Source organism: Arthrobacter sp. Soil761, assembly GCF_001428325.1.
GTDB lineage: Bacteria > Actinomycetota > Actinomycetes > Actinomycetales > Micrococcaceae > Arthrobacter.
Map to the genome: position 1 here is coordinate 146930 of NZ_LMSF01000031.1, position 25402 is coordinate 172331.

Below are 25402 nucleotides of genomic sequence, written 5' to 3' on the forward strand. Positions count from 1 at the left end.
CCTCTGTTGGTTTCGGCGCTGGACCGTTATCGAATCGGTCAGACACTGACGGGCCGCTTATTCCAGGATGGCAGGAGTACGATAACGGCAACCAGGGCCGCCGCGGCGAAGGTGTAGAAGATGAAGACGCCGGAGAAGAATCCGGGAAGGAGCCCTCCGAGGATGGCCCCGATGGACCCGCAACCGTTGACGAAACCGGTAGCCCCGCCGGCGTATTTTGACGTTCCGAAGTCCACCGCGGCGACGCCGGAGATCATCGCATCTGAGGCGTAGGCAGTCAGCCCGATGAAGGCCAGCAGCGCCACAATCAGCGGAAGGGAGCCGGTCGCGGTAATGACATGCCAGAGTGCGAGGGCTACAACCATCAGCAGGAGGCAGAGCACGCTGGGTGGGACACGGCGGGCACCGAAGACGGTGTCGGACATCCATCCGGCGAGGACGGGGGCGGCCATTCCGGTTACGCCGAATGCCACTGGAACCAGGATCGCTGTCATGGTGCTCAGGTCCGGCATTGCTTCAAGGACGAGGACCGGGCCCCAGAGCAGGATCGCGTACCGTGCGGGCTTGATAAGGAAGTACACAAGTCCCAGGCGAAGGACCATGGGCTCGTACTTGACGGCTGCCAACAGGTCCCGAGGGGAGAACTTCGACCTGGTGGCCACTGGCGCGGACTTTGATCCTCGCTCATGCTCAGAGTCCAGTAAGGATGGATCCTCATCGATGCCGGGAAGCCCGACCTCTTCCGGGGAGTTTCGCTGGAAGATGATGAAGAGGACGAAGGCGATTGTGATGACGGCAGTGCCGGCAAAGAATGCCCATCTCCAGCTGTCGAAGAGGGAGTACGCCACCCAACCTGTTACCGGTGCGCCGGCGAGGCCGCCGAAGGCATAACTGGTGGAGAAGAATCCCATGGCCCGGCCGCGCTTGCTGATCGTGAAAAACGAGGCAATGTTTTTGCTCAGTGCCGCCCAGCCCGTTGATTGGGCGAGCCCCTGGGCAATCATGAGGGGAAGGAAGAACGCGACGGCGGGCACGATGCCCATCAGCAGCGATGCGACTCCCGCCATGATCATTCCTCCGGCGACGACAACGCGGGTGCCGTATTTTTCTGCGCAGGCGCCCCACACGAATTGGCCGACGGCATAGGCGGCCAGGTAAGCGGAGTCAAGGAGCCCGAGGGTCGGCTTGGTCAGGAAGCCTTCTTCGAGAATGCCGACCTTAGCTGCGGAGAACGCAGATCGGGGGAAATAAAAGGCTGCGTAGGCGAGCCAGGAGAGCGCGAAGATCCTGACTTGCCATTTGAACAGCTCCTGCCTTTTGGTGGACGACTTCAGAGTTCCTGAAGGGGCCCCCGGTGGCTGGGCTTGGACTTGGGTTTGGGGTGGGTTTGAATCGGACATAGCGGAGTCCTCTCGTCAAGCAAACCTAATAGATCGGCGCGCCCCCGCAGCGCCGGGTGCCTGTGGGGCCCGCCTCGCGGCGGGCCCGGCGACAAATGATTCAGCTGATACCCACAAGATTCACGGATGCATGAGTCGTTGCGACCCAGAACGCGTCGTAGTTGTGAACAACGGCCTCATCGCCGTTAGGGGCCTTGCTGACAGTTTCGGCAGGGGCAGGCAGGACACGATTGATGATGAATGGAATGTTCAGCTCGCCCAGGCCACCGTGGGAACGCAAGGGAACTTCCAGATTTCCCAGATCATGCCAAGCTGCGTACCGGCCGAGGGCGGTGTTTTTGTCCGACAGCACCGTCAGATCGCCCATCCGATCCAGCGGCATGGCAAAGAGTTCGGCGGCTTCTTCGGAGCGGTAAACGCCCGAAATCCCCTCTCGCGCCTCGAGTATGCTCAGGACAGCCTCCCTGTCTGCACCTTCTGGGAGGTAAACGTTTGCGAAGGAACCCAAAGCCCCGTGATGCACCGTGTAAGGGTCGGTGATCGGCAGAATCACACGGCTTCCCCCATCCGAAACGTCGCCAGCCAAGCCAAGGACGGCGTTAACTTCTTCTTCCAGGTAAATAACCCGAGGGGTGCCGTCGCTCTTGTGCTTCGGGCTCATGCCATGGTCGGCGGTGATGACGACGATTGCTCCCAGTTCGTCCAGAGCGGCAGCGTAGCGATCGATCATGGCGTAGAAGTCGTTGGCCGCGTCAGTGCCTGGTGCGTTCTTGTGTTGGATGTAGTCGGTGAGAGTCAGATACATCAGATCGGGGCTCTGGTTCTGCAGGATTCTTACGCCCGCGGCGAGCACGAACTCGCTCAGCCCTGCCGAGTAGACATCCTGCAGGTCCATGTCGACCAGTTCCATCACGGCATCGATGCCGTTGCTTTCCTTGGTCACCTGGTGTGCTTTTTCAGCCGAAAAGCAGATGCCCTTGTTGGCAGGTTCGACCATGCTGCCCGAACCTGCCGGGTCCAGGCCTGGTTGGGTCAGGCCCGCGGCCAGCAATCGGGAGAGTTTGTCCTTGGCTGTGACCACCGCGACTGACAGCCCAGCAGCAGCGGCAGCAGCGAAAATGGTTGGGGCCCGAAGAAACTTCGGGTCATTCATCAGAACCTCTTCCCCGGATTCAGGGTCGAGGATGTAGTTTCCGCAAATACCGTGAACGGCCGGTGGGTGGCCGGTGGCGATGGACATGTTGTTAGGGTTCGTCAGAGTTGGAACAGCGCAGTGTGCCGCCCACGAAGTACCCGTTGACCTTAGGACTTCCTTTAGCCAGGGCATCCGTCCAGCCGCAATCGCCTCTTGATGGTAAGCCGGCTCACTGCCGTCAATGCAGATAACGACGACAGGGGCGTCCGAAAAGGCGTAGCTCCGGCCATTGACTGAAAATTCCGTTGGTGACATAGGGGTTCCTACTCTCGGTATCTGCCCTTTACATCCTCTCCAGGAGGTGCGGGGAAGATTCGTAACTGATGAAATAAGCATCCGTAGGATCCGATTGCACGGATAGGCGTCAAAAAACTATGCCGGGTATCAGCTGACTCTATGACGCAAGTGGAGCCGCAAACTCTTACCCGGGGCCAGGCAGCTTAGAGCAACGGGGCGTGGCCCTCCTGCTGACAGGTCGGAGACGGCGCCAACCCGTTCGTGTTCATTGCTATTCCGGGCAAGCAAAAGGACGGGCCCCGTCCCCTGAGCGCTCCTTCGCTGGGGTCTGGCCCGTCCTTCTTGAAAGTGTCCTTGACTTCCTCGGCGGCCTGCTACGGATCGCCTTTGGCCTGGTCAGTCTGGCCCTCGGTCCGCAGGCTTCCACAGCCTGTGGCAGCGCCAAAAATCGAACTTCCGGCGGACTACGCTGAACTGCTGGAGGCTCTGGAGTCCAGGATCATCTCGTCGCGGCTCTCGAATCGGGCCGAACCTGACGCGGGCGAAATATTGTCCAGAAGTTCCTTTTGGAGCTCCTCCCTCTGCCCTTTTGGAGCCAATAGCAGCGATTCTGTCAGGCAGTGACCGGGCTTATGCCCGGAGGGAGTGGAAACCCACGCGGGCGCGACGCGCCAAATCCGACAAGGTTCCTCACAGGACGCCTCGCCGTTGAGCGGAGTTGGACGGGGTGGCGGACAGCGCGGGACTACTTGCCGGCGCCAGTCTTGCGTCTTCATTTGGCACACGAAACTCGACGTGATGACCTTGGTCGGTGTCAGAATTGCCCCCCAGTTCCGTTTATTGACAGTGGATCAGGATGTTCTCAGATTCAACCCTGACAGCCCGGAGGCAGGAGACCCGGGTTCGGTAGCCTGAGACTTATCGAATTAGTCAAAGAATCGGGTCTTGATCGAAGCCCTTCCGGCAAGGGGATGGCGAGGACTCCTCTTCTGACTCTCCGGTGTCCGAAACAAGTCCAGAACTCCGCCTACAGGCCGAATCCTCCCTGGCCAGGCCGCCCGACGTCAGGTTGCGGTGTACTTCAGATTGGATAGATTGCCCGCTTTCCGGGCTACCCGGCGAAGCGGCTCTTCGTAAGACGCGGGGTCGTCTACAGCGGGGCTCGGTGTCGGAAGGGCAGCCAGCGGATTCGCGTCCTTTTCTGGTAGAGGACATCAAGGAGTTATCCGGTGAGGACGACGAGGATTCCGAGTACTCCCAGCATGACCCCGGCGGAGGCTGTCCACAATACCGCGGGCATTTCTGCATTCACCGTTTCTCGAGAAATGCCGTGGGAGCTGGAGTTGTAACGTCGGCGTTGTGTGAGGTAGATGGCGGCGGCTGCGGCAACTGCGATGGCGAACAGCGTGAGGACGGGGAACCCGTGGTGGGGGAGCCATCGAAGGAAGATGGCACTGACTGTGACCAGGGACATCATTGTTCTACCCCAAGCGAGCGTGGTCCGTTCCGGCTGCAGACCCGGATCTCCATGGCTGACAGCGAGGTGCCGGGATGTCGTCATGGGTTCAGCGCCCGAGGATAAAGACCAGAACGACTGCGGCTGCCAGCGCTCCAGCTCCGGCCAGGAGGGGAACAACATACGGTAACGGAAGGGGCGCCTTATTGCGCATGCTGCGCTCTACCCGGAGCCATCGCACAGCGGATCCGGCACTGAGCAGGATCCCGAGCAGGAGCAGGACGACGGCCAAGCCCTTGCGAACCGGCGCGAAGAAAATGCCCGAGGTGAACGCTTCGATGGCGATGCCGCCCGCCAACAGGGCAAGAGATGTACGGGTCCACGCCAGGAAGGTCCGTTCGTTGGCCAGTGTGAAGCGGGGATCTGGTTCGGTTCCTCCCGGAAGCAGCAGTTCTGCGACCTTCCCTCTCCTTGGGGGAACGGAATCCGGACTGGTGATCTTCTTATCGTCACTCATTGACCAGCGACCGTCCGGAAGCCGCAGTTGCCGCTGGAGGAGTCTGGCGTATTGGATGTCCTGGCTGCTACCCGGTAGCGGTTGCAGTAGGAGTCGTGGCACAGATAGGAACCGCCACGCATAACGCGGCCCTTGCCGATTGTGGGCCCTTGCGGGTTTGCCGGTGGTGAGTTTCGGTAGTACTTGGGCAGAAACCAGTCGGCACACCATTCCCAAACGTTCCCGCTGACCTCGTAGAGTCCGTAGCCATTTGGCGGGAAACTGCGGACTGGGGCCGTGCCCAGGTAACCGTCAGATTGGGTGTTCACGTCGGGGAAGGTGCCTTGCCAGATGTTGCAGTTGTGGGTCCCGTCAGCCCGAAGTAGTTCATTACCCCAGGGGTAGCGCCGCTGCTGCAGGCCCCCGCGTGCGGCATACTCCCATTCGGCCTCGGTGGGCAGCCGGCGTCCGGCCCAACGGCAATAGGCCAGAGCATCATCATGGGAAACCTGAACGACGGGGTGGTCAGGGATGTCGGACCAGTGCTGTCCAGGACCCGTCGGGTGTGCCCAGTCGGCTCCTCGGACCGTGAGCCACCAGGGTGATCCGGATGCGGCTCCAAGGATGTCTTTCCTGTCCGCTTGGACGACCAGGTGGAAAACGGCCGAGGTGCCGTACTTTTCCGCTTCAGTTCTATACCCGGTGGCGTCAACGAACGCTGCAAATTGCCGGTTAGTCACCGCTGTCGCGTCTATCCGGAATGCCCCCAGCTCCACCTCATGGACCGGCAATTCCCCGTCAGTGGCGTAGCCCTCATCGAAGGAATCTCCCATGAGGAACACTCCAGCTGGGATCTCCACGTCTAGATGCCCGACCCCTGCCTCTGCATGCAACGTCTTGCGCCAGCCCGGCTCATCGCGGCGCGGGCGCCCCGGTCTTGTCGGTGAGCAGCAGTTTGCGTCAGGAAGCTGGGGCGTTCTATCGAGGGAAGTCTTATCAGTCATGTGGCCTTGATCGTTCGATTATTGGTCCGGCAGCAGCGGGCAACGCTGCCGCCGGTGCCTTGAGGAGTGCGTCTTATCTATATTGTTGCCGGGTGAGTCCGAAGGGCACGGCTGGATGTGCCCGGACGGTGTAGCGGCCGGGGCCGGTCTTTGTCACCAAAATACCCGTATGGTGGCGGATTGCGGAGTCTTTGACTGCCGCCACTGCCTCGTCCAGCGCTTTGTCAACTTGACTGGCATCTTCGATGCGGACTTCCACAACTCCGGTGGATGCTTGCCAGGGGGCTGTGGCCGTCATGGCTTCAGAACAATCGTGTCAGTGGAGGGCAGGTCTGAGACGGAGAAACCTGTGTGGAGTCGGTACTCTCCGGGTTCATACATCCAGCCGTTGTCCCAGTAGCCGAGGAGGCGGGAAGGAACGTTAAGAACAGTTGATACCGTTTCGCCTGATTCCGCCCTGACTGGGCAGGCCGCGACAAGCCACCTGACCGGGCGATCAACCGCGGAGCTGGGCTTTTCGGCGTAGATCTGCACTACTTGTTTGCCGGCACGGGTGCCGGTGTTGGTGACAGTGACGGCAACTGAAACGATTTCATCAGGAACAACGGTCTCTGGTACTTCCACGAAGTCAAGTATCCAACTTGTGTAGCCGAGGCCGAAGCCGAACTCGTAGGCCGGCTTCACACCGGACTTGAGCCAGGCGCGGTATCCAACGTGGATGCCTTCGTCGTAATGCACCTTGCCCTCGACGGGGGTTACGTCGATGACCGGTACGTCATCTTGCTTGATAGGCCACGTGGTGGGCATGCGCCCGCCAGGTTCACGCAGGCCAGTGAGGACATCGGCCAGGGAATGGCCGTACTCTTGCCCCCCGAACCAAGTCAGAAGCACAGCTGCTACATCCTCGCGCCAGGGCAGTTCCACTGGTGAACCCGCATTGACTGCCACGATCGTATTCGGGTTGGCGGCAGCGACGGCAGCCACGAGGTCATCCTGTCGTCCAGGAAGTGAAAGTGAAGTCCGGTCGTAGCCCTCGGATTCAACTTTCGCGTTGGTTCCGACCACCACGATGACGATGTCTGCGCCGCTGGCGGTTGCGACTGCGTCAGCAATTAGCTGCTCCGCGTCGATGTCGCCTGGCAGCAAGCCAAAGCCAAATGACAGTGCACCCGCGAGGGCTGATTCTTTCGGGATGTCGTGCTGTACGCGAATCATAATGGGTGACCCGGCGACGACCTCGATGGCTGTGCCGTCCGAGGGCGGGTTGAGGAAAGCCGCTCCTAGATCGTCGGATCCGACCGGCACGTCAACGTCGAGAATCAAAGTGTCATCGATCCACATTCGAGAGACCCCTGCAGCACCAACCCCTAATTTCAGGGGGCCAGATGTGTCGGGCACATATCGGGTAACAATTTCCAAGGTGTCGGCGTCCCGGATGGGAGCGTTGCCGCCGAACCAGACGAGCGTGGTGGTGCGGCGGTCTTCCCCGAAGATCTCCCGCCCATCTTGGAGGAAGCGTGCACGGACGCCGGGATGGCCGTTGTCCGGGTTCGTGATGCAGCCGAGTGGCAGTTCGGCAATGCCTTCGTGAACCACCGCCCCCATGGAGTACTCAACGGGGGCGTGGGGGAATGCCGCCCTGATTCCGTCCAACGGGGTGACGACATGTTCGGGAAGCACGGTCGCTGAACCACCTCCCTGGGATCGGGCTTGATCAGCGTTGTGACCGATAACCGCTATTCGGGGGACATTGCCGAGAATCGGCAGGATGCCGTTGTTCTGCACCAGGACTGTGCCTTCGACTTCGGCTTCCCGCACGAACGCGATCCCGTCCTCGCCTGGAGGTGGTGTCGTAACAGCGGGCTCAAACCCCTCCAGCGCTCCGACCCGCGCTGCTAGAAGGAGGATCCGCCGCACCTTGCGATTGATAGCATCTTCTGGCACTACGCCATGACGGACGGCGGAGACGAGGGCGTCACCCCAGGGACCATCCGGTCCGGGCATGGCCACGTCCTGGGAGGCCCGGGCACTTTCTATCGACCGGACGCCAGTCCAGTCTGAGACCACGATGCCATCAAAGCCCCATTCGGAGTTCAGGGGGGTTTCAAGCAGCGGGTTCTCGGAAGCGGTGACTCCGTTGATGGAGTTGTAGGACGACATGATCGCCCAAGCGTGCGCGTCCGTTACGGACTTTTCAAAGGCCAGCAAGTAGAGCTCACGCAGGGCCCGTTCCGAAACCTCGGTGGAGGCGGTGAAACGGTCAGTTTCATAATCGTTGGCGATGTAATGCTTGGGTGTCGCCGCGATGCCGTGTTCCTGGACGCCCTTCACGTATGCTGCAGCAAGATTGGAGGTGAGCACTGGGTCCTCGCTGAAAGCTTCGAAGTGCCGTCCGCCGAGGGGTGACCGGTGCAGGTTGATCGTCGGGCCTAGGACGACGTCGACGCCCTTGCGTCGAGCCTCTACCGCGGCCGCTGCTCCATAGCGTCGGGCGATGTCTTGATCCCATGATGCCGCCAAGGCGGTAGCCGAGGGCAGGTTCAGCGACGGATCGCGTTCATCCCACGCCTCACCACGCACACCGGAGGGGCCGTCCGACATAAGGAGACGGCGGAGCCCGATCTTTTCGATCGGCCAGGTCGTCCAAAAGTCCCGCCCCGTTAGGAGCATGACCTTCTCCTCGAGTGTCAGTTGGGCAACAAGTTCATCGAGGCGTTCGGCTGTCGTGTTGTGCTCGGATGGCATGCGTTCGTCCTGTCAGCGGTTTCTGCGGCGGTTCGGATGAGTGACTACACGGGTCCTCGTATAAACAGCCCGTGCGGCTATCTATTTGGTTCCAGCGGTCTGTTCTGCGCGACTCTGCAGCAGCGCCTCGAGCCGGTGCGTGTCGCGCGGGTAAGTGCGGTACAGGATGGTGCAGAACGCCCCGTTGACCAGCATCAGGACACCCGGGATCCAGAACATGACGGCTGTCAGACCGATCGTTTCGCCCAGGAATCCGGCCAGCAGGTTGAAGATCACGAAGCCGAGCGCTTCGAATACCGACAGCATGAGTGCAAAGGCAGCACCGCGCATCTCCGGGGGAACGACGGATGCCACGATAGGGCGGTTGACGCCCGGATTCAGACCCTGCATAAAGCCCATGACCGCCCAGAAGGCTGCGAAGACCCAGATGCTGCCCCAGTTGAACTGTGTTCCGACGATAGCGGCGATACCGAAGCCGAACTGGGCGAACTGCAGCACGCGAATGCGGCCGAAGCGAGGACTGCGCATATGCAGGGCATCGGTGACAGCCCCACCAACGATGGTCCCGGCCACATAGGAAAGGCCGAATGGCAGGAGTACAACGGCTGCTACCGCGGTGTTGAAGCCGTATGTCTTGACAAGGAAGACGATACCGAAAGATGCGATCAGCAGATGTCCGCTCAGGATGCGCTGCAGAAGCATTACAACGAAGGTGGGGATGGTAAGGAGTTGGCGCATCTTCGCCCAGGTCAGTTTCGAGTTCCCGGCTCTCTGCTCCGCCGTCATCATGCTTGTTGTCGGCTCGCTCGCGCCGAGCCCGGGGTCTTTGAAGAAGATGATGAGTATTAGCCCGGCCAGGAACGTGATCGCACCCCAAATGAAGAAGCCGTAGCGCCAGCCGTCTTCGACGTTGGCGAGTTGGCCGGTGAGAGGACCGGCGATGGATCCGATCAGCGAGACGGCTCCCCAGGTGTAGCCATTTGCGCGGCCACGGGACTTCTCGTCGAAGAGGTCCATGGTGATCTCGGAGACGATCGGCAGAGCAGCGGCGACGAACACCGCCGTGAGGCTCCAAGCGATAACGAGTTGCGCATAGTCTTGGGTCAGCCCGCACGCCGCCGTGCCGAGGCCGGTCATAACGGATGCGAGACCAAAGGCCATTTTGCGGTTGGTTTTGCGGGCAATCACAGCCCACATGGGCCCGGCGACGATGCTGATGCCTTTGGCTAGGGACACCAGGATGCCGAGAGCCTGAAGAGGTAGTGCCAGTGCCGCGATGATGACCGGAGCAAGGGTACTGAGGACGGAAACCTCATTGTTATCCGCGAAAAGCGGGATACCTATGATGGTGAGCTTGCGCCAGCGGCCGGGAACAATTCCCGATTGGTTCACCGGAGCGGCAGGCGTCGGCGTGGGCGCCGTATTGGACTGGTGGGACATGGTTCTCCTCATTGAGTTGTCGCTGAACCTTTATCAAGAAAGGGAATCAGGGCGGGTTTCTGGGTGACGACCGATGTGGTTACGGTCACTTGACAGCGGGCTCACATGCTGCAGAGAGGGCAAAGTCGAGAGCCTTCAGCCGGTCATAACGGAGCCCGGGAGTGAGGGCGGCTATGTCGACGACGGTGCTTGTGGCGGCATTCGTTATCAGGAAGTCCACAACCGGTCCGAGGTGATCGACGAGAACCGCTTTCGTCAGCGGATTGGCCGCCAAGTCTGCGAGCCGGGTGTTGACGCCGGGGAATTCATCGCGGAATTCGCTCGAACCCGCCAAAGGCAGCCGCGCATCCTCATACAGGTGGCGTTGTGCGGCAGCGAGCAGATGCTCAGGTCCGGGATCACCGGTGATCGGAAGGCCGAGGCGTTCGTACTGTGATACCGGCGCATCGGCCTCACGCAACTGGTTCACGAGCAGGCGCATCATGTGCAGTTCAAGATCGTCATCGATGAGAGGATTCTGCTGCTCTGGATCCTTGGCCAGGTCGAACAATAGGGTGCCGAACGAATACGGATTCCCGAAAGGATTCCCCGGCAGTCGAAGGACGGGCACGCCTTGCGTGAAGGGCAACGGCTCGACCAGTTCGGCATCCACGAGTTCCGAGACGGCGAATCGGGATGCCATGTGAGTGGGCATGAGCGTGTGCTCGTAGAGTGGCATGTTCTCCTGAGTCGCGCAGGATCGCATGTAGACGTAACGGCCATCAGTGATGTTGACATGGCCACCGAAAGTGCCAAAAAGCCCCGCTGACCTAATGGGCTCGTCGCCGCGGAGGACAGGAGAAAGTGAACGGCCCTGCATACGCGGCGTCGGTTGGACTTCAAAATGCTCCAACAGGGTGGGGGCAAGGTCTACCGTCTGCACAAGTTCCGTGCGTCGCTCGCCGGAACTGCCGTTCCTCGGGTCCCAAACGAAGAGGGGAGTGTGAATGTTCTCGTCGTACCAGGGCTGGACGTTTTTTCCCCACCACCCGTGCTCGCCCAGCAGGAATCCGTGGTCGGTACAGACGATAAGCATCGTGTCGTCCCATAGGCCGTGATCGTCCATGGCGTCCAAGACCCGGCCGAGGTTCGCGTCGCACATGCTCAGGAGAGCAGCGTACTCGCTGCGTGCATGTTCCACTTCGTCCGGTGACTCGGCTACGCGCTTGTAGTCCGGCCAATCGAAACGCTCGCCCTCCTCAAGGGCAGGAACTGCGTAGTGTTCCTTGTGCTGCGCGTATGAGAAGAACGGTTCGTGGGGGTCAAAGCACTCAATCTGCAAAAACCAAGGCTTGCCCGACGCGTGATTTGTCTCAATGAACTCGAGTCCAGCTCCGATGGTTTTTGTCTGCGGGTGATCTTCCTCCCGTGTGAGATATTGCCGGTTAATCAGGTCCTGGCGCCATAACTGGTGACGCAGCACCCGGGGCCCGGCGACGTCCTCAGGGTCGTCCACATGGCCCTTCCATGCGTCTCCCTCCTGGCCACGGAAGAACTCGTAGCTGTCAAACCGGTTGTGGTAGGTCGCACCGCCGTCTTCCCAGTAGTGCTGATGATCGGTCACCAGATGGGAGTAAACGCCGGACTGTGACAGCATTTCCGGAACCGAGTCATCGAAAGGCTCAAGAGGGCCCCATGAACGATGCAGGAAGTTGTAGCGCCCGGTATGCAGCTCCCTCCTGGCTGGCATGCACGGCATGCTGCCTGCGTAACAAGTCTCGAACGCAACCGACCGGGAGGCCAGACGCTCGAAATTTGGCGCGTGTACCCAATCTCCGCCATAAGGAGGCAGGAACCGTCTGTTGAGGCTGTCGAACAGCACCATGATCGCCTTCACGCTCAAGCCTTCCGAAGGTCAGTACTGGCAATGACCGTTTCGGACTGGTTCGCGATGATTCCGTCCAAGCGGCTCATCAACCTTTCGAGCCAGTTGATCCACGCATCGATGGCACCTTCGCCGTACTCATTCATAAAATCCGCCACCAGCGCGAGGTTTTTCGTATTGATTTCAGGGCGCGCTGGCCCATCAACCAGGTGGTCCCACGCACGTTCACGACCGCGGTTCTCTGCTACCTGACGAACACGGGCGGCGTGCTCCTCCTCGACGAGCAATCGCGCACGTATGGGGTCGAGCATCGCCGTCATCCGGAGCCGCAACAGGAAAGTAGGGTCCTGGAAACGAGCGGGCGGAACGTAGGCGGCGTCGATCCACTTGGTCAAGCGGGAGAAGCCATCATCGGTGAGTTGATACACCTTGGCATCGGGAGCGTTGTCACGCGCGTCGATCTCGTGCGTGACCAGGCCGTCGGCTTCCATCCGGTTGAGCTCACGGTAGATCTGGCTGGGATGCCGATCAAGACCCACAAATTTGCCCTCAACATCGACCCAACGGCGGATGTCGTAACCGCTCATGCGGCGCGCGGCCAGGAGCCCAAGTAGGGGAAATTCCAGTTTCATGACTCTCCGTCGAGATAGGCGCTGCCTAGGTGCAAAAGCACCTATATGCAAAATAGATTAGCCCCAGGTTTGACGCGCGTCAAGAGACCATTCAGAGCCAACCCATGCACGGCCTTGCCGGAAGGGGAGGCGTTCGCCCGAGATTGGCGTGGCGGAGGTACTCGTAGGCGGTCTTCCTGTTTGAACCCGCACCCACAGGCCCTGCGCACACCGCATGCCGTACTGGTCGAATCCACACTGCTGGCAGTGCCGGTGCTGCCGCCGACGCAGAGGAAATCATGGTGTCCCTGGCCAGCGATGACTCGCCGACGCCAACGCGGTGGAATCTTTACCGTCGACGGGGCCTGACAGCCCTATGAACAGATCCTCTTGATGCGCCCTTTTCGCCCGCGGCCGCCTCATCCTCGACAACGCTTGGGCGGGGACCCGGACGGACTCCTCGGGCTGGCACACCATGCCTTGTCGCCGGCCAACGAATTGGTCACGACCACCAGCTCGCTGACTAAATCCGATGTTGGGCCCCGGGAGGGTATGGCGAAGCTTGGCGCAGACCTCGCCGAAGATCTTCTGACTGTTCTTAAGCCCCACGACCCCACATCTGTGCACGCCGGTCCTGATACCCCTTCGACGGGCAGGTCTCCGGAGACTGCTGACCCGTTAAGCCACATATCAACGGGTTTGGCCACGGGCAAAGCTGATCAGCCAGCGTGCGCTCTCCTTGGGTGGCCGTTCCTGGGTCCCCGGTCCACGGTGATAAGACCGAACTGTGGTACGTAGCCGAACACCCACTCGTAATTGTCGAAAACGGTCCAGGCAATGTAGCCGTGGACGTCGATGTCGTCCGCCAGGCAGGACGCTACGCAGTTAACAGCGGCGTGGAGGTAGTCCACCGGCTGGGCATCGTCATCAGTGGCCAGGCCGTTTTCCGTCACCATGACCGCAATGCCGGCAGCCCGGTGCGCTTTCCGAAAGGTCGCTTCAAGGGCCTGAGAGTAGATTTCCTCGCCCGAGTGGTTAGGGAGAGCGCCGGCAGGTGCAAAGGCACAACCAGCAACAAAGAGTCGGCGGTCTAGAGTGACACCCCGCTAGGCAATCGTTAGGAACCCGCGGATGCCCTGCCGGAACGGTTAAGACAGGCGAGGCATCCGTGGTTCAGGATTGTTTCAGTTGTCGGTCGTGACGTGGATGGCGAGCACTGGGCAAACCGCTGCGGCCTGGCGGACTTCGGCTTCGAGCCCAAGCGGTGGGTGCTCTTTCAACAGGATGGCGATGCCGTCCTCGTCTCTTTGGTCAAAAACGGCCCCGGCTGCGGTGACGCACTGGCCTGAGGCGACGCATTTGTCCTGTTCGAGAATTACTTTCAGCATTGGGACTTCTTTCTGTTTCTTTGGTGCTGGTGTTTGGTGTATCGGACTACCAGGTCACTGGCATCTCGTAGACGCCATAAACGGACCCATCGTTTTTGAAAGGCACTTTCTCGAGTGTGGTGGCCAGGCGCAGGTCCGGTATTCTGCGGAACAGAGTGCTGTAGGCGACCTCCAGCTCCATCCGGGCGAGTGGTTGTCCGAGGCATTGGTGGACCCCGAAGCCGAAGGCCACGTGGTGACGGGCGTCCCGGCTGAGATCAAGACGGTCCGGGTCGGAGAAGGCTTCCGGGTCACGGTTGGCAAGATCGGTGGCCATGATGACCCCTTCGCCGGCGCGGATGGTGTTACCTGAGATTTCGATGTCTTCGACTGCGAGGCGTTTGCGGCCGTCGTGGGTGATGGTGAGGTAGCGCAGGAGTTCCTCGACTGCGGACGTGACGAGCGCTGTGTCGTCCGCCTCCTTGAGCAGCTTGAGCTGGTCTGGGTGTTCCAGCAGCGCCAGCGTTCCCAGTGCGATCATGTTGGCCGTTGTTTCGTGTCCTGCCACAAGGAGCAGGACGCCCATCATGGCCGCGTCCTGGTTGGTCAGTTCGTTGTCCTGGACGCGGCGTGCAAGGTCTGAAAATACATCGTCGGTTGGGTAGGTCTTTTTCATTTCGAGCAGACCGTGCAAGTAGCCGACAAGCGCCTCCACAGCTGCCTGTCGCTGCCGCGGGGTTGCCTCACGATTGATTAGGGCGTTGCTGTTGCGTTGGAAGAAGCTGTGGTCCGAGTATGGGACTCCCAGCAATTCGCAGATGACAAGTGAAGGCATGGGCAGGGCGAACGCCTTGACGAGGTCGATGGGACCTCCAGCGGCCAGCATGTCGTCGATCAGGTCGTCCACAATTTTCTGCACGCCCGGGCGCATGGCTTTAACACGCTTAACCATGAAGGGTGCGGTCACCATTCTGCGCAGACGAGCGTGTTCAGGGTCGTCCATCAGAATGAAGCTGAACGGGGAGGCGGTGCTCCCGCTGTTGGCTGGGATGGGGTACCCGGGCCGGGTGACGTCTGCGCTGATCCGAGGGTCGCTAAGGAGTGCGCGTTGTTCTGCGTAGCGGGTCACGAACCATGGCGTGCTGCCGTCGGAAAGTTCGACGCGCGTGAGCGGGCCGGCTTCCTGCGCTGCGCTCGCTGCGGGAGGCGGGTCGAACGGGCAGCGGGGTTCGCGCGCCATGGGGAATGCGGCGGGCGGCTCGATGGTGTTTTCGGTCCAGCTGCGGCCGGTGTTGTTTCGGGTCAAAATGAAGCTCCAAATCAAATTAGGTGTTTAAGGGGCGACGGACATGGCTGTTTGAAGTTCCGCCCTCCGGGCTCGGGTTTGTTTGGGCATTCCCCACCCCAGGACGCCGACGGGCCGACCTTCGTCTGTGGTGGTGGCGATGGCGACAAATCGGCCGGACGTGGCGTCGCCGTCCGTAATCTGCATACGGGCATCGGCGGGTATTGTGCCGTGTACCTGGATCCGTAGGCCGTGTTGGTCTGTCCAGAAGTACGGGATGGGGGCGTATGGTCCGCCATTGCCCAGGACGTCCGCGGCGACGGCCAGAGCCTGTTCAGCGGCGTTGGTGCGGTTTTCGAGCCTCAGGCTGCCGAGGTCGGGGTGGTTCCAGCGGGCAACGTCTCCGACAGCCCAGATGTTGGGGGCGGCCCGGCAATAGGAGTCGCAGACAATTCCGTCGTCGAGGGACAGACCGCTATTGGAAAGCCAGTTGGTTGCGGGTTGGGATCCGATGGCCACCACTACGTCATCCGCTGGCAGCACTTCACCGGAGGACAAAGCGACGCCGTCCACTCTTCCGCCGCGGACAACGAGGTTTTCGATCCGGACGTCCCCGTAGAGCCTGATTCCCGCGGCCTTATGCTTTGCAGCAAGAAGCGACGAAGCGAACCATCCAAGCTGCGGAGCCATCGGAGTCGAGGCCTTACCGGCCAGGGAGACGTTGACCCCCATGGCCGATGCTGTCGCGGCGACCTCGGAGCCCAGCACACCGTTGCCAACTACGACGAGTCGGCGTCCTGGGCGAAGCCTTTTATGCAGTTGGGCTGCATGGTCAAGGCTTCGCAGGATGTGCACGCCGGATATGTCATCCATCCCGGGCAGACGGCGCGGGGTGACCCCGGTAGCCAGGACGATGGCGTCGGCCGTAAGGATCCTACCCGAGGCGGTCCGGACCGACAGTGCGGCCGTTTCAAGGTGTTCGGCCCTCTCGCCTAACAGTAGTTCGCCTTCCAGCGCAGAGAGCGCATCATGGCTGCGCAGGACAACCTTGGAAGCGTCCCAGGCACCGGACAGCAGTTGCTTGGACAAGGGAGGTCGATCGTAAGGGAAATGCGCTTCGGCATCGATGAGGGTCAGGCGGCCGCGATGGCCACCTCTACGAAGTGCTTCCGCCACAGTGAGGCCGGCGGCTGAAGCGCCAACAATCAGCACATCGCGATCCATGTTCATCATTGATGCCTCCGGGAGGTATTTGTCATGATGTGGTCCCTTCTGCATGACATGTATGGGTATGGGCTCTCCCGCCGTGTTTGCCGGATCCTTCGGCCAGTGACCGGAATGAGCACACGGAAGCCGCCGCCGGCTCCTCCGGCTACTGGACGGACCAGCCGCCGTCCGAGACGAGGACAATGCCGTTGACGTTTGCGGCGTCGTCACTGAGGAGCCATGTGATTGAGGCGGCCATTTGGTCGGCGTCGACGACGGGCGGGGTGAGCGCCATGAAGGGGCTGAGGCGTTCCCGGGCGAACGGGGAGGACATGGTTCCTTCGATTCCGGTGGCGGTGGGGCCGGGGGCGACGGCGTTCGTCCGGATACCGGACGGGCCGTAGAAGAACGCTGAGCTTTTGGTGATGCCGACGACGGCGTGTTTGGACGCGGTGTAAGCGGTCCCGGCGGCGTTGCCGCGGAGGGACGCTTCGGATGCCACGTTCACGATGGAACCGTGGCCCTGGGCAAGCATGGTTGGCAGGAGGGCGCGGCTGAGTGCGAAGGTGCCGTCGACGTTTACGGCGAAGACACGGCGCCAGAGTTCGTCCTCTGTTTCGTGGAGCGGCGTCATGCCGTCCATAATTCCGGCGACGTTGGCGAGGCCGTCCGCGCGTCCTCCGACGGCAGCGAGGATGGCCTCGCGTCCTGCGGAAGAGGTGATGTCGGCAGCAACGGCGACGACTGTTCCGTCGGGGGAATCGGTGGCGAGGTCGTCAAGCCGGTCAGGGGCGACGTCCACGGCGATGACGCGGCCACCCTCGGAGATGATCCGGCGAGCTGTTGCGCGCCCGATTCCGGAGCCAGCGCCGGTGACGATTACGGTTTTCCCGGCAAAGCGGGCGTTCGTTGCCGGGGCAATGGTCTCTTCGGTCTCCTCGGCGGGGATCACGCCGTCGTTCGCTTCCTTCACAAGCGAATGCACGAGTTCCTGGGAGAACCGACCCTGCCCCAGTTCGACCAGAGCGCGGAGACTGAGCTGGCGGGCCGGTCTCAGGTCTTCCTCGGTTTGCCCGCCGCGGGCCAGGACCCCGCGGAGAATGGAGCCGCCAACCATGTGATCCAGCCATTCCTGGATGGTGTTTTTTGAGGTGAGCGGTCGAGTGCTGGCCATTTAGGGGTTGCTCCTTTGTTGGTGGGTTGTGTTATCAGCTTCGCCGTTTACGGGCTGCCGGTCGTCCGGCAAGGGGTGGACATTCCGTCTACTCCATGTGCAGTAGTTACCGCGCCGGGAGGAAGCCTTTGGGAAGGGCGGGTTCCTCATCAGGGGCCGCTTTGGGCCCTGGAATGAGGCTGGCAAGGACGGCACACAGGATGGCCGCAGCTAGCCCAAAGAGAAGGGCGAGTTCGAAACCCGACTGGGAGGGAACCGAGCCCATCGCAGTCCTGTTTGCGGAGTTTGCCAGAACGGCAGCGATCACAGCTGCGGCGACACTGGTTCCCAGCGCGCGCATCAAGGTGTTTAGACCGTTCGCGGCACCTGTCTCGTTGACGGGGACTGCCTGCATGATGAGGGTGGGCATGGCCGCGTAACCGAGGCCGATGCCAATACCGATGACGGTGTTGATGCTGAGGACCAGCCACATGTTCAGGTCAAGCAGGACGGCCGCGAGGTAAGCGGCTGAGATGATGACGGCCCCTGCAACCAGCAGTGGTTTCGGTCCCACGCGGCGCCCAATCCGCCCGGCAACAGGGGACATAGCGAGCATGGCAAGGCCGGACGGCATGAGGACCAGGCTCGCGTTGAGGAGGGTAAGCCCGAGTCCGCCGGTCGCCTCCGGCATCTGGAGCAATTGCGGGAAGACAATGCTGGAGGCGAACAGGGCGAAGCCCATCGCGATCGATGCGAGGTTGGTCATCAGGACCGGTCCCCGGGCGCTGACCCGCAGATCAACAAGTGGGTTGTTTTGGCGCAGTTCGTACCAGCCCCAAAGGATAAGCCCGGTGACGCCGACACTCAGCCAGGCAAGGGTTGGCGTACTGGTCCAGCCCCACTCGTTGCCCCGTGACACGGCCAGCAGCAGGCCGGCCAGGCCGATCGCGAGTCCGATCGCACCGACGAAATCGAAGCGGCCATGAAGTCTTGCGCTACCTGCCGGGACGACAAGCATGTAGAGGGTCAGGGCAAGTGCTCCCAGGCAGCCTGCCATCCAGAAGAGGACGTGCCAGTCGAAGTGTTCGGTTACCACTGCACTGATGGGGAGTCCCAGGGCCCCGCCGACTCCGAGCGTTGCGCTCACCAGTGCGATTGCCGAACTGAGGCGCTCCTTTGGCAAGGTGTCCCGGAGGATCGAGATGCCCAGCGGGATCACGCCCATGCCCGTGCCCTGCAGGCCGCGTCCGATGATCAGCGGGAGGACGGTGGGGGAGAGCGCGGAAATCACGGATCCGGTAATAAGCAGGGAGAGAAGCACGACGGCGACACGGCGCTTGCCGTACATGTCACCGAGCTTTCCGGATACAGGGGTGCAGATGGCAGACACCAAAAGCGTGACCGTTATGACCCAGGCTGTGTCGTCCCGGCTGGCGTTCAGCAGTTCGGGAAGCCTGGCCTGGATGGGAATCAAGATGGTCTGCATGAACGATGCGCTCATGCCCGCGAAGGAGAGCACAGCGATGACAAGGTTTGGTCGTGCGGGCCTGCGGATGGCACGTGGCTCGATAGTAGCTGTGACCATGGGTCTCCAAACAGAAATGGAAAATAATGAGATGCAGACGCTATATTGATACTGCGTCTCACACTTTATACTAGGACCGTGAAGATGGGAATACGGGACAGAACCCGCGAGCTGGTCAAGGCGGAGTTGGCGACGGCCATTCTCGAGGTGTTCATAGAGCGCGGATATGCGGCCGTCACCGTAGACGACGCCGCCCGGGCTGCCGGGATCTCCCGTGCCACGTTTTTTCGCTACTTTGGAAGCAAGGAAGATGTGGTTGTCGCATCGGTGGAGAGCGCAAAAATTGACTATCTGGCAGCTCTCGAGGCGCTACCTGCAGGAAAGCACTTCAGCGGTTGGCGGCTGCTGCGCGCTGCCATCGAACCTGTGGTGGAAACTGCCACGCATGAGCCTGAAAGCCTTCGCGCCCGGCTCCGCTTGATTGGAAGCGAACCCGCCTTGAAAGCGCGGCTGCGTGAACGCCGGGCAGCGAATACGGAGGCCCTGACGGATGCCCTCACCGGCCATGTGGATGATGAACTCTTTGCCCGCGTACTGGCAACCGCCGGGCTCGCCGCCGTGGACATCGCCTGGGAGGAATGGACGCCCCGTGAAGGCGCTGACTTCCGTAAGATCGTCGACGGCATCTTCGAGCGCTTGGAAAAGGCGGGAAGAATCGTCAACCCTGCCAAGCAGGCAGGAGCAGCTCCTCAGCGCCTTTGCTGAAGGCCCCTTCAGCGGAACACCTGCGGGCAGGGAGCGTGAGCACGATCTGATCGACCCCGTCCACATGCCGTTTGCGTTTGGGCGCGATTACCGGCTCGGACGTGCCGTCTCGATCCCGGGGCACCTCAATCTCGGACGGGCCAGTCTCGATCAGCACGATTTTGACGTGGTGCTGTTGCGCGTATAGGCCGCGATCAGTGTCTGGTCATGTTCGTGCCCGAGGGGCTCGGTCAGCTCGGCTTCCAGCGCATTCCTCGTGAGTTGGTTCAGCAGCCCACTGGGCCCATCACATCCTGCTCCTTGGCCTGCGCGGGCAACCGTTCCACAAGCTCCTTCAGACCGATGATCTCCCTGACAGGATCGACCTCCCATCCTGACCGTGGAACATTCGTGCCCTGAAAATGGCCAAGACATTCTTTGCTGCGGAGAGTCAGGGGCACCTTTACGCCGGGGCTACTTTGGCCTTTCCGTGATGGCCGGGACGGGGCAGGCGGCTGCGGCCTGACGGACTTCTGCTTCATGCTCGTGTACGGGGTTTTGGTGGGAGTAGCACTGCGATGCCGTCGTCATTTCGCGGGTCAAACACGCTGGGGGCGGCGGTGACGGGTTGACCGGAGGCAACACGTTTGCTCGCAATGCCATCTGGCAGCTCATGGCCATCTCCAGCATCATGGGAGTCGCCATTGTTATGGATCCCTGAGGCAGCCCGCGTCGGCAAGGGCGCGACGCAGCTGCCGGGCCTCCCTGCAGTCGGTCAGGATCGTGCTTCCCGCGCTTGGGGTTCGGCCAATTCCGAGCGGAATACGTGCGTCAGTATCGGTCGGACCTGGTCCATCACCGAGGTGGGCATGCCCACCGTGGCTCCGAGCTACTGCGCTGCTGCTAGGTCTTTGTCAGCGAGCTGGTGTGCCGCATTCGCCTGTACGGGGTCATTGGACTCTCCTGACACTATTCGCCGCAGCGGGTTCAGGGGATCGGTGCCGTCTCCGGTCCCGTCGGTCAGTACGTCGAGCAGCGTCCGGGGCGTTACTCCTGCCGCGGCTGCCATGCTGACTGCTTCATGGATGACCGCCCATTGTCCGAAGGTGATTGCGTTCCGCGCTAGCTTGGCGACCATTCCTGCCCCTGTCGGACCGCAGTGCACGACACGGCGCGCGAAGCCTTCCAGCACAGGAAGTGCCCGTTTGACTATCTCGTCCGGGCCGCCCACCATCACGATGAGGCCGTTCGAGGCAGCACGGCCACCCCCGGTGACTGCAGCATCAAGAAGGTAGATTCCCTGCTTGGCGCATCGTTCCGCCAACTGATGCAGGGAATCGACGGCGATCGTTGACAGCAGCACCACTATCAGGCCGTCACGTTGGCGAGCCCCGATGCCGTGCGCCCCGAATAATGCTTCGGCTGCCTGCTCGGCAGTAACTACCGCCAAAATCACGACGTCGCTCTGGTTAGCAACATCTGCCGCCGACCCCTCGCTCACCGGGCATCCCTCTATGCGCTTGGCAGCCTCAGGCCGAATGTCGAATACTGCTTTGGGTGCGATCCCGGTCCGTATCAGACTGGTGGCGACCCCGCCGCCGATGTGCCCAAGTCCCACGATGCCAACTCGGGTCGTGTCAGCACCTGTATCTATTGTTGTCATCGGTTTCTCCTTGGTTTTAGGGCAGTTCAGCCGCAGGGCGGGTCGCAGGACTTAGAGGCAACGCCCAGGCAAAGCTTGACGGTCTGCCAGCAAACGTAGAGGAGGTAGTGGATTATGTCAATCAGTTTTATGGATCTAGCCCATTAGTCTGAGATGGTGGTCGGAGGCGAAGGGGCGTTGTCGGTGTCATGGTTCAGGGGTAGCAGCAGTCCGGGCAACGAGCCTGAGGTCCAACAGACGCTACTGTTGATCGAAGAGCGGTTAAATGCCCTGCAAGCTCGATCTCGACAGGTATGGCGCGCGGCCGCGACGGAGATCCATCCGGACCTTCAGGGCTCGGGTTATCGGGCGCTGGCAATTCTCTACCGCCAGGGACCCATGCGCTCGAGCGAGCTGGCCGACACGCTGGACGTTGACCGGAGTCTCATCAGTCGCCAACTAAAACAGCTCGCCCGGCTTCGGCTTGTGCGATCAGCGCCTGATCCCGCCGATGGACGTGGTCGGGTGTTCGCGGTGACCGAGACTGCACGAGAACGGCTCCAGCGCTACGAGGCGGCGACGAAGCAACAAGTATTCGGGCCGCTACTCGACTGGCCACATGCTGAACTGATTACCTTGGGTGATCTTCTCGACCGCTGGGTAAAGCAAAATCGGACGTAGCATCATAGGTACTCCGGGTATTCGCTTGGCATCATGGCTGCCGCCCTGGCCGCCATGTTCGCGCTACCAGGGTGGCTTGACTACACATCGGTAGCTCCGCCGGCACCGGACATAGCGGGCGCCACTGGGTGGGCCTTGAGCATCAAGAGGCTGTGCGAAGTCTTCCGCGCCTGATCGGCGGCTGGATCGCCGGTCTAAAGCTGCCGTTCGAGGCCAAGTTCGCGGTCTTCACCGGAATGGCGATGCGGGCAGCCGCCGGCCATGGCGATCATTCCCAAGCCTCAACCCGTGCCGCTGGCTGTCTCGAATGCTGGCGAGGACGATCCCGACGAAGGGTATCGCCAGGATCGGCGGCGCTAGGAGAAACATCGGCCACCGAGCGCGTAGCATCCGAATGACGACCACGTCTGCGCCCCAGTTGGCCAAGTTAACTCTTCCGCGCGCATCGTGTTTTAGGGACTTGTCAACCGCTTGCCAATGCTTTGAGCCTTGCCCTAACATGATCCGCATCTCGTTTTGAGGCCCGATGGCAACCGCTTGCAATAGACTTGTGCCGCAGCTTTAGGACCTTGCACTCTTCCCTAAGCGGGACAGACACGGACGTGTGATTGTCAGCAACACCGGCGGCCGTCGCTCAATAAGCCTGATGTAACAATCACAAAAGACAACGGAGTCCTAATGTCCAGGAGCAATCACAAAGAGCTCAATACGAGAGAGGCAGAGGTCGTGGCCCTAGCTGACATCACGTCCCAGCCGATGACGGCAGAGTCGCCGGCGGGGCCGCAGAGGTCTGGGATCTCAGCGTCCGATGGAGCGCAACCCCCGTTGACCAAAGTGTCTGCCAGCTTCTTAGCGTGGGTGACAATCGCGGCATTTGGCACGGCGGTGGCTTTTATTGTTCCCACCTCATACTCCTTGGCAGTCCGAGTTTCCGAACTCGCCCCGGATCACGAGGAGTACCTGGGCTACGTGCTGGGGGCCGCGCAGATCTTCTACCTTGTGCTGAGTCCGCTCATCGGTCTGTGGAGCGACGGCACCCGGAGCCGATTCGGTCGACGGTCGCCGTTTATCGTGGGCGGCAGCATCTTGGGCTTTGCAGCTCTCGTCGGGATCGCGCTCGCACCCAACGTGACCGTTATGGCGTTGATCTGGATGTTTGGCCTCCTCGGCTGGGGCACCTCGCAGCAGGCAATCATCAACCGGCAAGCCGACCGTGTTCCCGAAGAGCAACGTGGTCGGATCTCCGCCCTGAGCGGCGTCGCGAACCAGATCGCGCCCGCGATCGGCGTGGGCATCGCCGCCGCTGTTCATTCGAACATATTCCTCGTCTTCGTCGTACCGGGCCTTATCGGATTGATACTCAGCCTTACCTTGCCCTTTATCAAGCGGGAAGCGAGCACCAGGCACATGCTGAAGGGGCCGGCCGTGACTGCGAAGATGCTGTTTTCGAGCTACATTTTCAATCCCCGCGAAAGTCGCGACTTTGCATGGAACTGGCTCGGTCGCTTCATCTTCTTCATCGGCCTGTACTTCAACACCTCGTACGCGACATTCTTCTACGCACAGCGGCTTGGGCTTCCCGTGAAGGACATTGCAGGTACCGTCGCGATCATAGGACTCTCAGGTGTCGTGATCGCGTCCGTAGCCGGCTTGCTGGGCGGATTCCTGTCAGACAAGCTCCGCCGCCGCAGACTCTTCATCCTCATCGGCGCGCTGGTGTTCGTCGTTGGCGGCATCACAGAAGCATTCGCACACTCGTTCGCCCAGCTGCTGGTCGGAGCGGCGGTCATGCAGTTGTCTATCGCCGCGTTCAATGCGGTGGACCAGGCCATCGTGCTTGCGGTCATCCCCGATCGCAGCCAGATCGGAAGGTACCTCGCAGTCGTCGCCTTCGCACAGAAGATTCCCAGCGCCATTGCCCCGCTAATCGCCACGGTGATCCTGACGCTGACGGCAACCGAAGCCGGCAAAGATTACACGTCGCTCTACCTGCTCGGCACCGCGCTCGCACTAGTCGGCGGGCTCCTCATCTTCTTCAGAGTCAAGAGCGTCCGCTGATGCAGTGACCTGTTCACTTCGCAGAAGGACCGATGAAAGATGACTTCCCGGACTGCATCGACGCTGCTGGAAATCGAGCCAAGCGGCTACTAAGAGCCTCTTCGCTCTTCTGGCCGAGAATCCGGGGGGCTCGTCGGAGGACCCGCGTTCTCGACTCCAGATCTGCCCGCGTGCTTTCGGCTGGCATAAGCGAAGGCTTGGGGAGTTAATCCATAGCGAGAGGAGAGGGCGCGGTAGATCTGCGAAGAATGAACTCTGTTTGAAGAGATCCGCGGGCAGACGTGGTCTCTGCAGGGTTTTTCGCTGTGAGTTGCCGGACTGCTACCTCCCCTACCAATGCGAGGGGCGTGCGAATCGTAGTAAGGGGTGGGGAGGTGAATTGTGAGCCAAAGATGTCATCGAAGCCGATGATGCTAAGTCTGTCGGGGACAGAAATCTTTTCTTCACTGCAGGCAAGAAGCAGACCGATGGCCATTAGGTCGTTGTAGGCCACGACCGCAGTTGCTTCCGTATTCAGGACCTCACGGAGCGCTGTGCGGCCGCCTTCCATGGTCGGTTCTGCAGGACTCGTCGCCACTATAGACATTCCTGCCCGCGCCGTTTCCTGCTGCAGGAGCTTCAATCGCTGGCGACTCATCCAGATGGAGGTGGGCCCCGAAAGAAAGGTTAGGGATTTATGACCGAGTCCGGCGAGGTGGTTCACCGCATCGCGAATTCCAGGCTCCAAGTATGGTACGACGCTGGGAACGCCGTCCACACTTCGATTCACGAGGACGATGTTCTTCTGCTCACTGAGGCCACGAATTTCATCTTTTTCTAACCTGGAGGAAGCGAGGATGATGCCATCGACTGTAGGCAGCAATCTTTCAATCGTTTCCTGCTCAATGTCACTTGATCCCTGCGTCTCAGCGACAACCAGCGTTTGCCCTGTCAGGGCAGTTGTCCGTTCCGCTCCTCGCACCAGGTCAAAGAACACAGGATTGGTGATGTCGGACAATACGAGAGCAACGGTCCCGGTTAGGCCGGTTGTGACATAACGAGCGATAGGGTTGATGCGATAGCCCAAGGACTCTGCCGCCGCGCGGACCGCCTTTTCTGTCTCCGGCCCCACCCGGCCGGGCTTGTGAAGAGCACGGGAAACTGTTGAGGGACTGAACCCTGTCGTACGGGCAATGTCGTAAATTGTGGCAGCTGGTTTCGCAGCCGTGGTGAAGTCAGGCATGTGCTCCGGGGACATGGGCTTCACGTCTCCCGATAGTCGTGGGCGTAGAACATACCCTCATGATTCCATAA

The 25402-nt window shown here is 61.0% G+C and carries 22 protein-coding genes; 3 read left to right on the top strand and 19 right to left on the bottom strand.

Annotation, left to right across the window (positions count from 1 at the left end):
• Positions 1-38: 38 nt before the first annotated feature.
• The 16 genes from ASG79_RS21025 to ASG79_RS21095 all read right to left on the bottom strand — a co-directional run bounded on the left by ASG79_RS21025 (position 39) and on the right by ASG79_RS21095 (position 19044).
• On the bottom strand, positions 39-1400 hold the full coding sequence (locus ASG79_RS21025) for an MFS transporter (RefSeq protein WP_056393801.1): 1362 nt from the start codon (positions 1398-1400) through the stop codon (positions 39-41).
• A gap of 100 nt (positions 1401-1500) precedes the next feature.
• Positions 1501-2931, bottom strand: a complete 1431-nt coding sequence (gene phnA, locus ASG79_RS21030; protein WP_321165900.1) for a phosphonoacetate hydrolase — start codon at positions 2929-2931, stop codon at positions 1501-1503.
• 1123 nt (positions 2932-4054) lie between these two features.
• A complete protein-coding gene (locus ASG79_RS21035; protein WP_056393805.1) occupies positions 4055-4393 on the bottom strand; it encodes a DUF202 domain-containing protein in 339 nt (112 codons plus the stop codon).
• A 4-nt stretch (positions 4394-4397) separates the two neighbouring features.
• Entirely contained in the window at positions 4398-4805 is a 408-nt protein-coding gene (locus tag ASG79_RS21040; RefSeq protein WP_056393807.1) for a YidH family protein, read from the bottom strand.
• Complete coding sequence (locus tag ASG79_RS21045) at positions 4802-5788, bottom strand: formylglycine-generating enzyme family protein (RefSeq protein WP_082581862.1); 987 nt, start codon at positions 5786-5788, stop codon at positions 4802-4804. Before ASG79_RS21045 ends, ASG79_RS21040 begins: the two co-directional genes overlap by 4 nt.
• A 73-nt stretch (positions 5789-5861) precedes the next feature.
• Positions 5862-6086 (bottom strand): hypothetical protein, encoded by a 225-nt coding sequence (locus ASG79_RS23255; RefSeq protein WP_082581863.1) that lies wholly within the window; start codon positions 6084-6086, stop codon positions 5862-5864.
• A complete protein-coding gene (locus ASG79_RS21050; RefSeq protein ID WP_056393811.1) occupies positions 6083-8533 on the bottom strand; it encodes a beta-glucosidase in 2451 nt (816 codons plus the stop codon). The genes ASG79_RS23255 and ASG79_RS21050 overlap by 4 nt, the downstream gene beginning before the upstream one ends.
• 81 nt (positions 8534-8614) lie before the next feature.
• Complete coding sequence (locus tag ASG79_RS21055) at positions 8615-9973, bottom strand: MFS transporter (protein ID WP_056393813.1); 1359 nt, start codon at positions 9971-9973, stop codon at positions 8615-8617.
• Positions 9974-10058: 85 nt separating this feature from the next.
• Positions 10059-11849: a sulfatase gene (locus ASG79_RS21060; RefSeq protein WP_056393815.1), complete on the bottom strand. Its 1791-nt coding sequence runs from the start codon at positions 11847-11849 to the stop codon at positions 10059-10061.
• Positions 11850-11851: 2 nt separating this feature from the next.
• Entirely contained in the window at positions 11852-12469 is a 618-nt protein-coding gene (locus ASG79_RS21065; RefSeq protein WP_056393818.1) for a PadR family transcriptional regulator, read from the bottom strand.
• 698 nt (positions 12470-13167) lie between these two features.
• The gene (locus ASG79_RS23260; RefSeq protein WP_377204367.1) at positions 13168-13467 is read right to left on the bottom strand and encodes a family 1 glycosylhydrolase; all 300 of its coding nucleotides are present in this window, start codon (positions 13465-13467) and stop codon (positions 13168-13170) included.
• 165 nt (positions 13468-13632) lie between these two features.
• Positions 13633-13836, bottom strand: coding sequence for a ferredoxin (locus tag ASG79_RS21075; RefSeq protein ID WP_200953214.1), 204 nt, complete (start codon positions 13834-13836; stop codon positions 13633-13635).
• A 46-nt stretch (positions 13837-13882) separates the two neighbouring features.
• Positions 13883-15121 carry a cytochrome P450 gene (locus ASG79_RS21080; RefSeq protein ID WP_235509889.1) on the bottom strand — a complete coding sequence of 413 codons (1239 nt, stop codon included), beginning with the start codon at positions 15119-15121 and terminating at the stop codon, positions 13883-13885.
• 27 nt (positions 15122-15148) lie between these two features.
• On the bottom strand, positions 15149-16333 hold the full coding sequence (locus ASG79_RS21085) for an NAD(P)/FAD-dependent oxidoreductase (RefSeq protein WP_156400254.1): 1185 nt from the start codon (positions 16331-16333) through the stop codon (positions 15149-15151).
• A 139-nt stretch (positions 16334-16472) separates the two neighbouring features.
• Entirely contained in the window at positions 16473-17480 is a 1008-nt protein-coding gene (locus ASG79_RS21090; protein ID WP_056393822.1) for an SDR family NAD(P)-dependent oxidoreductase, read from the bottom strand.
• Between the two features lie 106 nt (positions 17481-17586).
• A complete protein-coding gene (locus ASG79_RS21095; RefSeq protein ID WP_056393825.1) occupies positions 17587-19044 on the bottom strand; it encodes an MFS transporter in 1458 nt (485 codons plus the stop codon).
• Positions 19045-19128: 84 nt separating this feature from the next.
• Here ASG79_RS21095 and ASG79_RS21100 point away from each other — a divergent pair, with 84 nt between their 5' ends.
• A complete protein-coding gene (locus ASG79_RS21100) occupies positions 19129-19749 on the top strand; it encodes a TetR family transcriptional regulator (RefSeq protein WP_056393827.1) in 621 nt (206 codons plus the stop codon).
• On the opposite strand, the gene ASG79_RS24520 is transcribed toward ASG79_RS21100, so the two are convergent.
• Positions 19703-19906, bottom strand: a complete 204-nt coding sequence (locus ASG79_RS24520; RefSeq protein ID WP_377204359.1) for a transposase — start codon at positions 19904-19906, stop codon at positions 19703-19705. The two genes, ASG79_RS21100 and ASG79_RS24520, sit on opposite strands and share 47 nt — an antisense overlap.
• A gap of 711 nt (positions 19907-20617) precedes the next feature.
• Positions 20618-21391, bottom strand: coding sequence for an NAD(P)-dependent oxidoreductase (locus tag ASG79_RS21105; RefSeq protein WP_082581865.1), 774 nt, complete (start codon positions 21389-21391; stop codon positions 20618-20620).
• A 246-nt stretch (positions 21392-21637) separates the two neighbouring features.
• Between ASG79_RS21105 and ASG79_RS21110 the strand changes: the two genes are divergently transcribed.
• Entirely contained in the window at positions 21638-22051 is a 414-nt protein-coding gene (locus ASG79_RS21110; RefSeq protein WP_162256841.1) for a MarR family winged helix-turn-helix transcriptional regulator, read from the top strand.
• 834 nt (positions 22052-22885) lie between these two features.
• The gene (locus ASG79_RS21115; RefSeq protein WP_235509902.1) at positions 22886-24109 is read left to right on the top strand and encodes an MFS transporter; all 1224 of its coding nucleotides are present in this window, start codon (positions 22886-22888) and stop codon (positions 24107-24109) included.
• A gap of 205 nt (positions 24110-24314) precedes the next feature.
• On the opposite strand, the gene ASG79_RS23270 is transcribed toward ASG79_RS21115, so the two are convergent.
• Entirely contained in the window at positions 24315-25331 is a 1017-nt protein-coding gene (locus ASG79_RS23270; protein WP_162256842.1) for a LacI family DNA-binding transcriptional regulator, read from the bottom strand.
• Positions 25332-25402: the final 71 nt, after the last annotated feature.

What these genes read in the sequence shown, in the direction of transcription:
- ASG79_RS21040 (WP_056393807.1), bottom strand. Translation starts at nt 4,805, where the DNA reads ATGAGTGACGATAAGAAGATCACCAGTCCGGATTCCGTTCCCCCAAGG.
- ASG79_RS21075 (WP_200953214.1), bottom strand. Translation starts at nt 13,836, where the DNA reads ATGCTGAAAGTAATTCTCGAACAGGACAAATGCGTCGCCTCAGGCCAG.
- ASG79_RS21100 (WP_056393827.1), top strand. Translation starts at nt 19,129, where the DNA reads ATGGGAATACGGGACAGAACCCGCGAGCTGGTCAAGGCGGAGTTGGCG.
- ASG79_RS21035 (WP_056393805.1), bottom strand. Translation starts at nt 4,393, where the DNA reads ATGACGACATCCCGGCACCTCGCTGTCAGCCATGGAGATCCGGGTCTG.
- ASG79_RS21065 (WP_056393818.1), bottom strand. Translation starts at nt 12,469, where the DNA reads ATGAAACTGGAATTTCCCCTACTTGGGCTCCTGGCCGCGCGCCGCATG.
- ASG79_RS21050 (WP_056393811.1), bottom strand. Translation starts at nt 8,533, where the DNA reads ATGCCATCCGAGCACAACACGACAGCCGAACGCCTCGATGAACTTGTT.
- ASG79_RS21090 (WP_056393822.1), bottom strand. Translation starts at nt 17,480, where the DNA reads ATGGCCAGCACTCGACCGCTCACCTCAAAAAACACCATCCAGGAATGG.
- ASG79_RS21025 (WP_056393801.1), bottom strand. Translation starts at nt 1,400, where the DNA reads ATGTCCGATTCAAACCCACCCCAAACCCAAGTCCAAGCCCAGCCACCG.
- ASG79_RS21095 (WP_056393825.1), bottom strand. Translation starts at nt 19,044, where the DNA reads ATGGTCACAGCTACTATCGAGCCACGTGCCATCCGCAGGCCCGCACGA.
- ASG79_RS21055 (WP_056393813.1), bottom strand. Translation starts at nt 9,973, where the DNA reads ATGTCCCACCAGTCCAATACGGCGCCCACGCCGACGCCTGCCGCTCCG.
- ASG79_RS21105 (WP_082581865.1), bottom strand. Translation starts at nt 21,391, where the DNA reads ATGACAACAATAGATACAGGTGCTGACACGACCCGAGTTGGCATCGTG.
- phnA (WP_321165900.1), bottom strand. Translation starts at nt 2,931, where the DNA reads ATGCTTATTTCATCAGTTACGAATCTTCCCCGCACCTCCTGGAGAGGA.
- ASG79_RS23255 (WP_082581863.1), bottom strand. Translation starts at nt 6,086, where the DNA reads ATGACGGCCACAGCCCCCTGGCAAGCATCCACCGGAGTTGTGGAAGTC.
- ASG79_RS21045 (WP_082581862.1), bottom strand. Translation starts at nt 5,788, where the DNA reads ATGACTGATAAGACTTCCCTCGATAGAACGCCCCAGCTTCCTGACGCA.
- ASG79_RS23270 (WP_162256842.1), bottom strand. Translation starts at nt 25,331, where the DNA reads ATGCCTGACTTCACCACGGCTGCGAAACCAGCTGCCACAATTTACGAC.
- ASG79_RS21085 (WP_156400254.1), bottom strand. Translation starts at nt 16,333, where the DNA reads ATGATGAACATGGATCGCGATGTGCTGATTGTTGGCGCTTCAGCCGCC.